Source organism: Acrocarpospora sp. B8E8 (genome assembly GCF_039871605.1).
GTDB classification, from domain to species: Bacteria; Actinomycetota; Actinomycetes; order Streptosporangiales; family Streptosporangiaceae; genus Acrocarpospora; species Acrocarpospora macrocephala.
Genome location: NZ_JBDPLV010000046.1, coordinates 80,271 through 93,706 on the forward strand (window position 1 = coordinate 80,271; position 13,436 = coordinate 93,706).

Here is a 13,436-nt window from a genome sequence, read left to right on the forward strand (position 1 = left end):
CGCGGCGGCACTCCCCCAGGAGTTCTTGGAGCTTCGAAGATGGAGAGTGCCGCCGTTGCCGAGCAGGTGAGCGACCACAGGCGCTGTCGGGTTTCGTCCGGCATGATGGGGTGAGATTCCACCCAGGAAGGAACCCATCACGTGCGCCCCGAGAAGAACTCCGTGCTCGCGGTGACGCCCGGGCCCGCGGCGGGCGTGCGCGGAGCGATCGCGGGGAACCTGCGACGCACCCGGCTGGCGCGCGGGTTCAGCGTGCGGGAACTGGCCGAGCTGACCGGGGTCAGCAAGGCGCTCATCTCACAGATCGAGCGGGGGGTGGCCAACCCCACCATCGAGGTGCTGACGCGGGTGGCCCACGCGCTCGGGCTGACGTTCGCCGAACTGACCCGGGTACATCTGACCGGGCCGGAGGTGATCCGCAGGGGCGAGGGCACGACGGTGGCGGTGGGCGAGACCACGGTGCGCAGCCTGTTCGCCGCACCCGACCGGCGGCGGTTCGAGCTGGCCGAAGGCGACCTGCCACCGATGACGCGCAGCACCAAGAGCGCGCACGGGCCTGGGTCGGTCGAACACGCGTACGTGGTGTCGGGCGAGGTGACGGTGGAGACCAGCGCGTGGTCGGTGTGCCTGGACGAGGGGGACGCGGTCCGCTTCGCCGCCGAACTCGACCACGTCTACGTCACCGGCGAGCGAGGCTGCCGGGTGCTGACCTTGCTCTCCTTTTCCGAGGACTAGACGTTCTGCCTGGTGAGTCGGATGGCTCAAGTACAACTAGCCGGGCCAGCGGGCCGAGCCGTCGGGCACGCTGGCCAGGAGTTCGCGCGTGTAGGGGTGAGTGGGGGCGTCCAGGACGCGGTCCACGGGGCCGGTCTCGACGCACTCGCCGGCCCGTAGGACGTACAGGCGGTCGGCGAGCTGCCGCACCACGGCCAGGTCGTGGGTGATGAACAGCATGCCCATCGACAGGCGCTCGCGCAGGCCGGCCAGGAGGGTGAGGATCTGGGCCTGGACGGAGACGTCCAGCGCGGATACCGGTTCGTCGCAGATCAGGAGCCGGGGTTCGCCGGCCACCGCCCGGGCGATGGCGACGCGCTGGCGTTCGCCGCCCGACAGGTGCGCCGGCCGTAGCCGGGCCAGGGCGGGGTCGAGCCCCACCAGCTCCAGCAGCCCGGCCACGTCGGCGGGGCGGCCGTCCGCGGCCTGGGCCTCTTTGAGGGTGGCGCCGACGGTGCGGGCCGGGTTGAGCGTCGAGTACGGGTCCTGGAAGATCATTTGTGCGGTGCGGCGGGCCCAGCGCACCTGGTGGCGGGGCATGCGGGTGTAGTCGGAGCAGTCCTGGCCGGCGAGCAGGATCGTGCCCGCATCCGGCCGTTCCAGGCCGGTCACGCAGCGGGCCAGCGTGGTTTTGCCCGAGCCCGACTCGCCGACCACGGCCACGATCTCGCCGGGCGCGACGGTGAGCCCCACGCCCGCCAGCGCAGGCCGGGAGCCTCCCGGGTAGGTCTTGCGCAGGTCGCGCATGTCGAGCACCGGCTCGGCCACAGCACGTACGGACGGGATGGCCGCCAGGCGGCGGTCGGCGGGCGGCTCGGCGGAGAGCAGCGCCCTGGTGTACGGGTGCCGCTGTTCCGCACGCAGTTCTGCTGCCCGCCCCACTTCGACGACGCGGCCCGCATACATGACGACGATCCGCTCGCACATGGAGAACGCCACCCGCAGGTCGTGCGTGATGAGCAGGAATGTCATGTCCCGTTCGCGCTGGATGCGGCGGATGAGGGCCAGCACCTCGCGCTGGGTGGTGGCGTCGAGTGCGGTGGTGGGCTCGTCGGCGAGCAGGACGCGCGGGGCCGCGGCGAGTGCGGCGGCCAGCCCGACCCGCTGCCGCTGGCCGCCGGAGAGTTGGAACGGGTAACGCCCGGCCACGTCGGCGCCCAACCCGACCTCCGTCAGCAGCCTGGGCACTTCGGTCGTGCGGCCGGCACCCCTCGGCAGGCCGTCGGCGATCTGCCGGCCCACCTTGCGCAGGGGGCTGAGCAGCGTGAACGGGTCCTGCATGAGCAGCGACACGGTGCCGCCGCGCAGGCGGCGCAGGGCGCGCGGGTCGCCGTTCACCCGCTGCCCGGCGATGCGTACCTCGCCCTCGGCGGCCAGCCCCGACGGCAGCAGCCCCAGCAGTGCCCGTACGGTCAGCGACTTGCCGGAGCCGGATTCGCCCACGATGGCCACCGACTCGCCCGGCCCGGCCTCGAACGACACGCCGGACAGCAGCGTGCGGCCGGTCGCCGGCTGCCGTACCGTCAGCCCTTCGATGTGCAGCATGTCAGCGTGCCCTTCCGCGCCGGTCGACGCGCTCGTGCAGCCAGTCGCCGACCACGTTGAGCGCGGCGGCGGTGGCCATGATGGCCAGGCCGGGGGCGATGACCGCCCAGGGGTTGGCGATGAGCTGGGTGCGGTTGTCGGCCAACGTGCGGCCCCAGTCGGGCGATCCGGCGGGGACCCCGAGCCCGAGGAACGACAGCGATGACAGCGACACCAGCGCGTACGCGAAGTTGACGAAGGCCGAGGCGAGCGTGACCGGGGCGACGTTCGGCCAGATGTGCCTGGTCATGATGCGCCAGGAGGAGAGGTTCTTCAGCAGGGCCGCCTCGACGTAGGGGCGGTGGCGCTGCTCCAGCACCGCGCCGCGCACGGCCCGGGTGTCGGTGGGGGCGAACAATACGACGAGCACCGCGATGGCCAGTACGTAGCCGCCGCCGAGCACACCGGCGACGACGATGGCGACCAGCAGGGCGGGCAGCGAGAACATCAGGTCGGCCCAGCGCATGGTCAAGGCGTCCACCCAGCCGCCGAGGTATCCCGCTGCCAGGCCGAGGAGGTTGCCGATGATCATGGAGCCGACGGCGACGGTGAGCGCGCCGGGGAGTGCGGTACGGGCTCCGGCGATGAGGAGCTGGAGCACGTCGCGTCCGAGGTCGTCGGTGCCGAGGGGGTGGCCGGGTCCGGGGCCGATGATGCCGGTCATGAGGTCCTGCGCGGTGGCCCCGGGCACCAGCCAGGGCCCGAACGCGGCGGCGATCCCCGCGCCGGCCAGCACGGCCAGCGCGGCGAGCACGAGCAGCGGGGGCCGCCTCACGAGGGGCCTCCGCCGAGCCGGACCCGCGGGTCCACGAGCGAGTAGCCGACGTCCACCAGCAGGTTGACCGCGGCGATGAGCAGGGTGAGCAGCAGCGCGAGCGCCTGCACGACCGGCACGTCCTTGAACGTCACCGACTCGACCAGCAGTGACCCCAGCCCCGGCAGCGCGAAGGTGATCTCCACCAGCACCGTTCCGGCGAGCATGCCGGTCACGATGAGCCCGGCCGCGGTGAGGATCGGCACGAGCGAGTTGCGCAGGGCGTAGCCGAGCACGACGGGGCCGGCGAGGCCACGGGCCCGCGCGAACACCACGTAGTCCTGCTCCAGCTCGCGTACCAGGGCGGCCCTGCTGAAGCGGACGAGCATGCCCACCGCGCCGACGGCGAGCGCGGCGGCGGGGAGCGTGAGGTGCCAGACCTGGTCGGCGAGCCCTTCCCCGGTGCCGTAGACGGGGAACCAGCCGAGCCCCAGTGCGAACACCACGAGCAGCAGCAGCCCGACGGCGAACGGCGGCGCGGACAGTCCCACGACCCCGGCGGTCACCACCAGCCGGTCGGCGGCCCGGCCGCGGCGTAGCGCGCCCAGCACGCCGAGTGGGACCCCGGCCAGCGCGGCGAGCAGGGTGCCGTAGCCGGTGAGGGCGAGCGTGAGCGGCAACCGCAGGCCGAGCATGTCGGCGACGGGGACGCCAGTCCTGATCGAGGTGCCCAGGTCGCCGCGGAGCACGCCGCCGAGCCAGCGCAGGTACTGGACGGCGACGGGGTCGTTGAGGTGGTAGCGGGCCTGGATGGCGGCGATGGTCTCGGCGGTGGCCGGGCGGGTGCCGAGCAGGGTCTGCTGCACCGAGCCGGGGGCCAGATAGAGCAGGCCGAACACGCCGATCGAGAGCAGGAGCACGACGGCGGCGGTGCCGGCGAGCCGGTGCAGCAGGAAGGTACCCCAACCCTTCACAGCACCCCGCTCTCCGTCAGCCAGCCGATCACGCGTTCTGTCGCGTCCCTGCGGTGGGCGGGTTCGACCAGTTCGTGGCCTTCCCGAGGGTAGACGACGAGCCGGGTGCGCACGCCCGCCGTGGTGTATGCGCGGTAGAGCTGCTCGGCCTGGCCGAGCGGGGTGGTGCGGTCGCGATCGCCGTGCAGGATGAGGGTCGGGGTGCCGGAGCCCGCAGCGTGGTAGATCGGGGAGCGGGCGGCCAGGCGCTCGCGCCCGCCGGGGGTGAACGGGTCGGCTCCCGCGTGGTAGAGCGGGTCGAAGCCGGTCGCGAGGTTGCTGGCGGTGGCGAAGCTCAACCAGTCCGATACCCCGGACATGACGACTGCGGCGCGGAACCTGCGGGTCTGGGTGGTGGCCCACGCGGTCAGGTAGCCGCCGTAGCTGAGTCCCATGACGGCGAGCCGGTCGGGGTCGGCGACGCCGGTCTCGACCAGGTGGTCCACCCCGGCGAGCAGGTCGGCTAAGTCCGCCGCACCGAGCCGGCCGATGACGGCGCGGGCGTAGTCCTGGCCGCGGCCGCTGCTGCCGCGCGGGTTGGGCAGCAGGACGGCGGCTCCGGCGTGGGCGAGCGGCACGGCGAGCCGGTTGGACTCGGCGGGCGCGAACGCGCTGGACCACAGCCAGGTCGGCCCGCCGTGCGCGATCGTCACCAGGGGGCGCGGTCCGTCCCCGCCGGGGGCGGTGAGGAGCAGACCGGAGACCGGCAGGCCGTCGGAGGAGGTCCAGGTGATCTCCCGCTGCTCGACGGCCAGGTGGGCGAGCCGGGCGTTGAGCGCGGTCCGCGGACGCCAGTCGCCGTCCTTGACCGCGGCGACGGCGATCTCGGGCGGCCGGCCGGTCGTCTCCCAGCAGGCGGCGGCCAGCGGGCCGGCCACCGACAGGGACGGCTGGCCGTCGCGCCCGCTCAGCGTGCCCCGGGCGGTCCAGCGGCTGAGCACCTGCCCGTCGGCCGCGCCGAGCAGGCCGCCGTGCACGCCGGTGCCGGACCAGCCGGCGAACCAGAGCGTCTCGGCGTCGAGCCAGCCGAGGTCGGTGACGTCGTCCAGGTCGCCCAGGGGCGCGATCGTGCCCGTATCCAGGTCGGCGCGGAGCACGCGGCCCGAGACGATGGACAGGCCCTCAACGGTGACCGCGTGCCGGCCGCCGGGGGCGAGCCTGGGCCGGTTGAGCTGCCAGCGGCTGCGGTACAGGGTGCGGACCTCGCCGCCGTCGACCAGGTCGAGGCGGGGACGGTAGTACCCGGCCGGGGTCTCGTCGTCGGAGGTCACGGCCAGCACGCGGCCCTCGCGCCAGTCGGCGTCCCAGACCGTGCGGCCGGGCAGCGGGATGGCGCGCGGCGCGGTGTCGCCGCCGACGGCGAGCCAGGCCAGCCGCCGTAGCCGGTTCCCCGGCGCGAGCACGAACGGGTCGGACGGGTCGGGCACGCGCAGCCCCAGGTGGCTGCCGTCGCGCTCGCTGCCCGGGTCGGCCAGCCGGACCAGGACCGTGCCGTCGCCGCCGGGGATGAGGTCTTCGATCTCGCCGTCCACCCGCGCCTGCCAGGCCAGGCCGAGGCCGGCATCCCTGACCTCGATGTGGTCGCCGCCCGCGGCCAGGAGCAGCCTTCCGTCAGGGAGCCAGCGGGTGAGGGTGTGCGGGCCCGGGCCGGGCACCGGTCGCAGCCCGCCGTCCGGGCCCAGCACGTGGGCGAGGCCGTCGATGACGCAGGCTACGTGCTCGCCGTTCGGGTGCAGCGCCACCGACTCGGGGACGCGCAGCCCGGCCAGCGCGTCGTGGACCTCCAGCGGTCCGGCCATCAACGGGCCGCGATCTCGGTCGCCCACGGGCCGACGAAGAAGTAGGGCCCGAACCCCTCGGCCGTGACGTTCTTGCCGAAGGCCGTGGCCGCCTCGCCCCACCACAGCGGCTGGTAGGGCACGTCGGCGGCGGACTTCACCAGTGCCTCGCCGAGCAGCCTGCCCCTGGCCGCGTCGTCCGTGCTCGCCTTGGCGTCGTCGAGGAGCTTGGTGACCTCGGGGTTGTCGTACTCGGCGATGTTGGTGCCGTTCGCACCGGTGGCCGAGCCGTGCAGGAGCTGCTGGACGTACTCGGCCGCGTCGCCGGTGGTGGCGAAGTACCAGCCCAGGTAGATGCCGGAGGCGTGCTTGCCGAGGTCGGCGATCCACTGCTCCAGCGGCACCTCCTTGACCTCCAGCGTGATGCCGATCTGGCTGAGGTTCTCGGCGAGGGTGAGCGCGGCCCGGCCGAGCTGGGGGCCGCTGCTGGGGTAGGTGAGCATGTCGCCGAACCCGTGGGGGGTGGCCGACTGCGCCAGCTCCGCCTTGGCCATGGCCAGGTCGAAGCCGGCCTGCGGGATGCTCGCGTACAGGCTGGTCACCCCGGCCTGGTCCAGGACGCCGCCCCACTGGGCGGGGTCGGGGATGGTGGCGGCGACCTTGCCGTGGCCGCGCAGGACGCTCCTGACGATGCCCTCGCGGTCCACGGCGTGCGCGACGGCCCTGCGGACGTGAATGTCGTTCCAGGGCTTCTTGGCGGTGTTGAAGGCCAGCGTGACCAGGGAGCGGTCGCCCGAGGTCATGAGCTGGACGCCGGGGAGGGCCTTCCACTGGTCGATCTGCTCGGCGGGAACGTTCAGCGCGACGTCCACCGAGTCGCCGCGCATGGCAAGCAGCCGGGTGGACTCCTCCGGGATGAAGTCGATCTTGATCTGCCCGTACGGCGCCCTGCCGCCCCACCAGCCGTCGTTGCGCTCCAGCGTGACGTGCGAGTCGGGCGCGAACTCCGCCACCTTGTAGGGGCCGGTGCCGAGCAGCTTGCCCTCGGGCGTGCCGATCTTCTCGCCGGTGGCCTCGATGAACTTCCTGCTGGTCACCAGGAGGGTGCCCGGGGAGGGCGTCCAGGCGAAGGAGGCGTCGGGACTCTTCAGCCTGATCGTGATCTCCGCGGGGCCGGTCGCTTCGACGGACGCCACGTTGGCGTAGGCGTAGGCGAAGGCGGTGGTGGAGCCCTTCTTGGCGTGCAGGTTGAGGCTGGCGACGACGTCATCGGCGGTCATCGGGCTGCCGTCGGAGAACGTGATCCCGGCGCGCAGCGTGTAGACGTACGTGGTGGGGTCCCTCCTCTTCCACGACTCGGCTAGGGACGGCTGGAGACCGCCGTCCTGGCCGACGCCGACCAGGGCCTCCTGCACGAGGAGGGCGACCACGTAGTTCATGATTCCGGCCTCCTTGCTCGCATCCAGCGAGCCGAGGGAGGAGGGCAGGGCGACGCGCAGCACGTCGAGGGTCTTGGCGGGCTTGCTCTGGGAGCTCGGCTGCGAGGTGCCGCCACAGGCTGCCAGCAGGCCGGGAAGCGCGGCGAGACCGCCCATGAGGGCGGTGGAGTGCAGAAGGGAACGCCGGGATATAGGGAGATCGGCCACCCGAGGACCTGCTTTCATGCGACCGGATCAACCCGCCTAGCTGCGGTGTCTACCGGTAGAATCCATTTGGCTCATGAGAGTATTCGGTGGTGTCGCCACCGGTCAAACCCCCCGCCTGAATGGGAAATAAATGATCACGATCTATGGCGCCCGCTGGTGTGGGCACTGCCACCGGCTCAAGGCGCGGCTCAGCGGCGCGGGCATCGCCTACACGGAGGTGGACGTGGACAGCACGCCCGGCGCCGTCGAGCTCATCAGCGAGCTGAACGGCGGCTCCTGGCTCGTCCCCACCGTCGTCTTCCCCGACGGTTCGGCCCTGGTCAACCCGAGCCTTGAGGACGTGTGCTCCCGGCTGCGCGGCAGATGACGAATGCCTTGCCTGTTCCGCGGCCTCCGCCGCTGCCTTCCAGGAGTGGCGATATGCCGTGACCAGAGCCGAGTGGGCTGCCGGCGAGGGGTGAATCGAGATCTTTCAGAGCGACCTTGTCATGAACGCGCTGTACGGGTCGAGCCGGTAGTCCGCAAAGGGTTCGCAGTAATCGAACCCGAATTTCTCGTACAGCCTCCTGGCGGGCAGGAAGAAATCGTCCGAGCCGGTCTCGAGGCTCAGCCGAGTGAAGCCCATGCGCTTGGCCTCGGTGATGATGTGCTCCAGCAACAGGGACGCGATCCCGCTCCGCTTGCGCACCGACGTGGTGCGCATCGACTTCACCTCGGCGTGGTCCGGGTCCAGTCTCTTGATCGCACCGCAGCCCACCAGGGTGTCACCGTCCATGACCGACCAGAACGTGATCTCGGGCTTGCGGAGCCCGTCGAGATCGAGGGCGTGCTTGCTCTCCGGAGGCGAGACGGACCGCATCTCCTGGATGTGCTCGTTGAGGAACTCGGCGATCTCCGGCCCGGAGAGGTCGTCTACAACGATCTTCACTTTGCTCCCATTCCGTCGGCGCCGCAGGTGCCATGTCATGCTACTTAGTCGGTCTCCTATGGCGGTCTCGGGTAGCCCGGCCGAACACCCACGTTCGCAGGAGGAGGAATCGCAGGCAGGTGGTGGCCAGGTTGGCCACTACCAGCACGCCGAGTTCCAGCGGCTGGGCGGGGTCCGGGTTGAGGGCGTGCAGCATGGCGAGTGAGCCGCTGGTCAGGCCGAGACCCGCGGCGAAGACCACGAGGCCTTGGGCCTGGTGCAGCCAGAGGCGGCCGGTGCCGCGCACGCCGAAGGTGAATCGGCGGTTGAGCGCGGTGTTGGCCACGGTGGTGATGAGGAGGGCGATGAGGTTGGCCGTCTGGGCTCCGGTTCCCGTGCGCAGCAAGGCGTACAGCATCAGGTAGGCGAGAGTGCTGGCGACGCCGACGGCGGCGAAGCGGAGCAGCTGGCCGGTCAGGCCGACGGGGAGTGGGGCGCGCCCGAGTTGCTCTGGCAGCCGCGCCAGAGGCAGCCGGGCGGTGCTGAGCGCCTTGGCCAGCCGGGCGATGCCCTTGAGGTCGGCGATGGCGGTCTGCAGGATGTCGACGCGGCTGTCGGGGTCGTCCACCCAGTCGACCGGCACCTCGTGGATGCGCAGCCCGGCGCGTTCGGTGAGCACGAGCAGTTCGGTGTCGAAGAACCAGCCGGTGTCCTCCACCAGGGGCAGCAGCCGGGCGGCCACGTCGGCGCGGACGGCCTTGAAGCCGCACTGCGCGTCGGAGAAGCGGGCCGAGAGCGTGCCGCGCAGCAGCAGGTTGTAGCAGCGGGAGATGATCTCCCGTTTGGGACCGCGGGTAACCCGGGCACCGCGGGTGAGGCGCGAGCCGATCGCCAGGTCGGAGTGGCCGGAGATGAGCGGCGCCACCAGCGGCAGCAGCGCGGTGAGATCGGTGGACAGGTCGACGTCCATGTAGGCGAGCACCTGCGCGTCGGAGGCCGACCAGGTGTGCTTGAGCGCGCGGCCCCGCCCCTTGACGGCGAGCCGTACGGAGGTGACCTCCGGCAGCTCGGCGGCGAGCCTGGCCGCGATCCGCGGGGTGTCGTCGGTGCTGGCGTTGTCGGCGATCGTGATGCGAAAGGGGTAGGGGAAGCCGTGCAGCAGGTGGTCGTGCAGGCGGCGCACGCAAGGGTCGAGGTCGTCCTGCTCGTTGTAGACGGGGACCACGACATCGAGGACCGGCGTGCGCGCCGCCGGTCCTGCGGCCGCGACGTGTGCGGAGCCGATCATGGGGTCGCGCCGGGGGATGACGTCAGGTCGTAGACGGTGACGCCGTCGACCGCGGTGGCAGGGAAGGTGGCCGTCACCCATGCCGAGATCTGCGAGGCGGCGTTGTCGCCGTCGTTGCCGCCCATGGGCCCGCGGTCGCCGCCGATGAAGTAGTGGATCCGCTTGTCGGCGACGTACTGCTGGAATTGGGCGAGGGTAGGCGAGGGGTCGCTGCCGTTGAAGCCGCCGATGGGCATGACCTGATCGCCGGTGGCCAGTTGGTAGCCGGAGGCGTTCTGCGATCCGATCGCCGCCGCCACCCAGGTGTAGGAGGCGGCTTCGCGCCGGAGCAACTCGACCATGTCCGCACCGGGAGTGGAGCCGTTGAGCAGCCCGCCCATGCCGCCCCGCCCCATGCCGCCTGGCGGCGCGCCACCGTTCCGCGCCGTGCCGAGCCCTGGTGCGCCCGGTGGCATGCCGCCCGGGAAGCGGCCGCCCCTGCCTCCGGATCCGGCTGTCACGGAAGGACCGGCCGACGGGATCGAGCCGCCATGCGGGGTGGCGGCGGTGTCCATCGCGTACGCCCCGGGCCCGGCCAGGACCATGGCGAGCGCCAGCGCCGCGCTCACCCAGGCCACGCGCACGGGCAGCCACCTGGAGGCCAGCAAACCGAGTGCCGCCAGGAGCCCGCCGAGGAGCACCACCCAGCGCAGCCACGGCAGGAAGTCGCCGCTGCGCCCGAGCAGCTCATACGACCACCAGGCCGTGACCATCACGCCGGCAGCCGCGGCGGGTGCGGCCCACGCGCGGCCCCACTGCCTCCACAGCGTCACCGCGCCCATGCCGGCCAGCGCGCCGAGGGCCGGAGCGAGGGCCACGGTGTAATAGGCGTGGAAGATGCCCGCCATGAAGCTGAACACCCCGGCGGTGATCAGCAGCCAGCCGCCCCACAGCACGAACCCGGCGCGGGTACGGTCGGTGCGTGCCGCACGGGCCGTCACCGCGAGGCCGACGGCCAGCAGGATGAGCGCGGCGGGCAGCAGCCAGGCGACCTGGCCGCCCTGCGCGGCGTCGAACATGCGCGTCCATCCGGTCTCGCCCCAGCCGCCGCCCGGCCTGCCGCCGACGCTGCCGGTCTCCTCGCCGCTCAGCCGGCCGAGGCCGTTGTAGCCCAGGGTCAATTCCAGGAGGCTGTTGTGCTGCGAACCGCCGATGTAGGGGCGCGCCGAGGCGGGCACCAGCTCGACGACGGCGACGTACCAGCCGGCCGAGACGACCAGCGCGACGCCCGCCAGGAGGAGCTGCAGGATGCGCCTGCCGAGCTTGGGCGGCCCCGCGATGAGGTAGACCAGCGCGAACACCGGGACCACCAGCAGCGCCTGGAGCATCTTGGCCAGGAAGCCGAAGCCGACGAAGACCCCGGCCCACACCAGCCACTTGGTGGCGCCGCTCTCGACGGCCCGGACGATCGCGTACGCGCCGGCGACCATGAGCAGCACCAGCAGCGCGTCGGGGTTGTTGAAGCGGAACATCAGCACCGCCACCGGCGTCAGCGCCGTCGCCGCACCGGCGATGAGGCCCGCCGCCGGGCCGTACCAGCGCCGTACGGTCGCGAAGAGCAGCCCGGCCGTGGCGACGCCCATCAGGGCTTGCGGCACCAGGATGCTCCAGGCGTTGACGCCGAACAGCCGCGCCGACAGGGCCATCACCCACAGCGAGGCGGGCGTCTTGTCGACCGTGATCGAATTGGCCGCGTCCGAGGAGCCGAAGAAGAACGCCGTCCAGTCCTGTGATCCGGCCTGCGCCGCCGCCGCGTAGAACGAGTTCGCCCAGCCGGAGGCGCCCAGGCCCCACAGGTAGAGCACAGCGGTGGCCAGCAGCAGCGCCAGCAGGGCCGGATGTACCCAGGGGGCGTGGTCGGTCCGCGCACGCAGCCGCCTTCCACCGGGCGCCGGGTCGGGCGGCGGTCGGCCTACCGACGCCGCGGGCAACGTGGAGCTCATCGGTGCGTCCTCTCATCCATGCCTAACTGAGACTGTCGGCCACCGGCCTGTCCGCTTCTTGTGCCGACGCTGCGCGCAACCTGTGAGCCTGATTCCACGGCCGCGATCCCGCGGTGGGACGAGGCCGGGCGCGCGACACCCACGTCGAGAACCGGTCCCGTCGTGCTAGTGACGGCCGTTGTGCCTGATGGCCCGCGTCACGTTGATCGACGCGGAGGCGCTCCTGCCGTCGACCGTGGCGTGGATTTGGTACGTGCCCGGCCGGATGCCCTCGGGGACGGTCAGGGTCTTGGTGGCGCGGCCGTCCCGCAGCCGGACCGTGTACGTCCTGCCGTTCAGGCCGGTGATGGTGGCGGTGCCGACGTACCGCACGCCTTTGGTCTCGACGGTGACCGTGTAGGAGTCCCCGGAAGCTACCTGGTCATCGCTGACCGAGACCTCCAGGTGCCGGTCCTTCTGCTGGACCGCCGGAGCCACAGGCGGCCGGTTCGTGGCCGTGTCCGCGAGCGACGTACCCGCGAACGGCACGCCGATCAGGCTCGCGCTGAGGACACCCGTGATGAGAGTTTTGGCGAAACGCATGATATTGAACCCCCGGTCTACGGCGGCCTTTTGAAATCCCGGTGATTTCATCTGCAAAGCCCGCCGCTGGGGATAAACATATTGACGCCGCCTTGAGCGACTCTGTGGAAATCCATTCCACTTCCTGGCAAACGTGTAAGCGATAAGTAAGCGCGCTTGGGCGGCCAGGGCAGGGTCGAAGGAATTCTCACCTTGTGAGACCGAGGGCGATGAGCGGGTTGTGGAAGTCGTCGCGTGCCCAGCGGGCGCCTTCGGCGATATTGGTGAAGTTCAGCAGGCGTAGCGCGCCGATCGCGTAGCTACGCATGGTGGCCGGGATCGACGATTCACGCGCTGTCTCGGGATCGGAGAACCCTCTCAACCCCTGGGTTCCCGGCCCGGGGTGGGTGGCGCTCTCGTGCCGGGCCGGTTCAGCGCCGGAACCGTCCGGCGAAGCGGTTCCTTTTCCCGAGGTAGAGGAGGGTCCAGGTGCCGTCGGGGTTGCGGCGGGTGCGGTAGCGGTCGGGGTGGGTTGCTTTGTCGCGGTTGTGCCAGGTGCAGGCGGGGGCGAGAAGGTCCAGGTCGGTGGTACCGCCCTCGGCCCAGCCCTTGACATGGTCGATTTCGGCCATGTCGGCGGGGATGGGGCAGCCCTCGCGGTAGCAGGTGGCGTAGCGGGCCAGGACGGCCCGCCGCTGGGCGGGCGTGGCCAGGCGAACGGCACGGCCCATGTCCAGGACCTGGCCCTGGGCGTTGACGACCATGCGGACCAGTCGTGAGGTGCGGGCGAGCCGGTGGACGTCGGAGATGGGCAGCAGCTGCCCGGTGGCGATCAGCAGCCCGGGTGCCAGTCGGTCCGGCATGTGCCCACAGGTCCTGCACGCCTCCTCCACCGGCCCTTCACCCACGCCCACGCTCCCCGCACCTGCCCCGGCGGAACCCGTGCCCGCGCTGCTGGCACCTGCCCTGGCTGAACTCGCGCCCGTACTGCTGGCATCGGCTCTGGCTGAACCTGTGTCTGTGCTGCTGGCACCTGCCCTGGCTGAACTCGCGCCCGTACTGCTGGCATCGGCTCTGGCTGAACCTGTGTCTGTGCTGCTGGCACCTGCCCTGGCTGAACTCGCGCCCGTACTGCTGGCATCGGCTCTG

13 protein-coding genes are annotated in these 13,436 nt (G+C 71.7%); 3 read left to right on the forward strand and 10 right to left on the reverse strand.

Annotated elements, in window-relative coordinates; all coding sequences use genetic code 11:
- Positions 1–141: 141 nt before the first annotated feature.
- Complete coding sequence (locus tag ABGB08_RS35355; RefSeq protein ID WP_347599598.1) at positions 142–735, forward strand: XRE family transcriptional regulator; 594 nt, start codon at positions 142–144, stop codon at positions 733–735.
- Between the two features lie 36 nt (positions 736–771).
- Here ABGB08_RS35355 and ABGB08_RS35360 read toward each other — a convergent pair whose 3' ends face one another.
- The 5 genes from ABGB08_RS35360 to ABGB08_RS35380 are packed head-to-tail and all read right to left on the reverse strand — an operon-like array spanning position 772 to position 7,549.
- Positions 772–2,319: an ABC transporter ATP-binding protein gene (locus ABGB08_RS35360; RefSeq protein ID WP_347599601.1), complete on the reverse strand. Its 1,548-nt coding sequence runs from the start codon at positions 2,317–2,319 to the stop codon at positions 772–774.
- A 1-nt stretch (position 2,320) separates the two neighbouring features.
- A complete protein-coding gene (locus ABGB08_RS35365) occupies positions 2,321–3,133 on the reverse strand; it encodes an ABC transporter permease (RefSeq protein WP_347599604.1) in 813 nt (270 codons plus the stop codon).
- Entirely contained in the window at positions 3,130–4,086 is a 957-nt protein-coding gene (locus ABGB08_RS35370; RefSeq protein WP_347599607.1) for an ABC transporter permease, read from the reverse strand. Before ABGB08_RS35370 ends, ABGB08_RS35365 begins: the two co-directional genes overlap by 4 nt.
- The gene (locus ABGB08_RS35375) at positions 4,083–5,951 is read right to left on the reverse strand and encodes a prolyl oligopeptidase family serine peptidase (protein WP_347599610.1); all 1,869 of its coding nucleotides are present in this window, start codon (positions 5,949–5,951) and stop codon (positions 4,083–4,085) included. The genes ABGB08_RS35370 and ABGB08_RS35375 overlap by 4 nt, the downstream gene beginning before the upstream one ends.
- A complete protein-coding gene (locus tag ABGB08_RS35380; protein ID WP_347599613.1) occupies positions 5,924–7,549 on the reverse strand; it encodes an ABC transporter substrate-binding protein in 1,626 nt (541 codons plus the stop codon). The genes ABGB08_RS35375 and ABGB08_RS35380 overlap by 28 nt, the downstream gene beginning before the upstream one ends.
- Before the next feature lie 130 nt (positions 7,550–7,679).
- On the opposite strand from ABGB08_RS35380, the gene ABGB08_RS35385 reads away from it, so the two are divergent.
- Complete coding sequence (locus ABGB08_RS35385) at positions 7,680–7,916, forward strand: glutaredoxin domain-containing protein (RefSeq protein ID WP_347599616.1); 237 nt, start codon at positions 7,680–7,682, stop codon at positions 7,914–7,916.
- Positions 7,917–8,021: 105 nt separating this feature from the next.
- On the opposite strand, the gene ABGB08_RS35390 is transcribed toward ABGB08_RS35385, so the two are convergent.
- The 5 genes from ABGB08_RS35390 to ABGB08_RS35410 all read right to left on the reverse strand — a co-directional run bounded on the left by ABGB08_RS35390 (position 8,022) and on the right by ABGB08_RS35410 (position 13,150).
- The gene (locus ABGB08_RS35390) at positions 8,022–8,477 is read right to left on the reverse strand and encodes a GNAT family N-acetyltransferase (RefSeq protein ID WP_347599619.1); all 456 of its coding nucleotides are present in this window, start codon (positions 8,475–8,477) and stop codon (positions 8,022–8,024) included.
- Positions 8,478–8,517: 40 nt separating this feature from the next.
- The gene (locus tag ABGB08_RS35395; RefSeq protein WP_347599622.1) at positions 8,518–9,744 is read right to left on the reverse strand and encodes a bifunctional glycosyltransferase family 2/GtrA family protein; all 1,227 of its coding nucleotides are present in this window, start codon (positions 9,742–9,744) and stop codon (positions 8,518–8,520) included.
- Entirely contained in the window at positions 9,741–11,726 is a 1,986-nt protein-coding gene (locus tag ABGB08_RS35400) for a glycosyltransferase family 39 protein (protein ID WP_347599625.1), read from the reverse strand. The genes ABGB08_RS35395 and ABGB08_RS35400 overlap by 4 nt, the downstream gene beginning before the upstream one ends.
- Before the next feature lie 165 nt (positions 11,727–11,891).
- Positions 11,892–12,308 (reverse strand): hypothetical protein, encoded by a 417-nt coding sequence (locus ABGB08_RS35405; protein ID WP_347599628.1) that lies wholly within the window; start codon positions 12,306–12,308, stop codon positions 11,892–11,894.
- Positions 12,309–12,718: 410 nt separating this feature from the next.
- A complete protein-coding gene (locus tag ABGB08_RS35410) occupies positions 12,719–13,150 on the reverse strand; it encodes a DUF222 domain-containing protein (protein WP_347599631.1) in 432 nt (143 codons plus the stop codon).
- A 79-nt stretch (positions 13,151–13,229) separates the two neighbouring features.
- Between ABGB08_RS35410 and ABGB08_RS35415 the strand changes: the two genes are divergently transcribed.
- Positions 13,230–13,436 (forward strand): hypothetical protein (locus ABGB08_RS35415; protein ID WP_347599634.1); only part of this gene is annotated, 207 nt, incomplete at its 3' end.

What these genes read in the sequence shown, in the direction of transcription:
- ABGB08_RS35360 (WP_347599601.1), bottom strand. Translation starts at nt 2,319, where the DNA reads ATGCTGCACATCGAAGGGCTGACGGTACGGCAGCCGGCGACCGGCCGC.
- ABGB08_RS35385 (WP_347599616.1), top strand. Translation starts at nt 7,680, where the DNA reads ATGATCACGATCTATGGCGCCCGCTGGTGTGGGCACTGCCACCGGCTC.
- ABGB08_RS35395 (WP_347599622.1), bottom strand. Translation starts at nt 9,744, where the DNA reads ATGATCGGCTCCGCACACGTCGCGGCCGCAGGACCGGCGGCGCGCACG.
- ABGB08_RS35400 (WP_347599625.1), bottom strand. Translation starts at nt 11,726, where the DNA reads ATGAGCTCCACGTTGCCCGCGGCGTCGGTAGGCCGACCGCCGCCCGAC.
- ABGB08_RS35405 (WP_347599628.1), bottom strand. Translation starts at nt 12,308, where the DNA reads ATGCGTTTCGCCAAAACTCTCATCACGGGTGTCCTCAGCGCGAGCCTG.
- ABGB08_RS35410 (WP_347599631.1), bottom strand. Translation starts at nt 13,150, where the DNA reads ATGCCGGACCGACTGGCACCCGGGCTGCTGATCGCCACCGGGCAGCTG.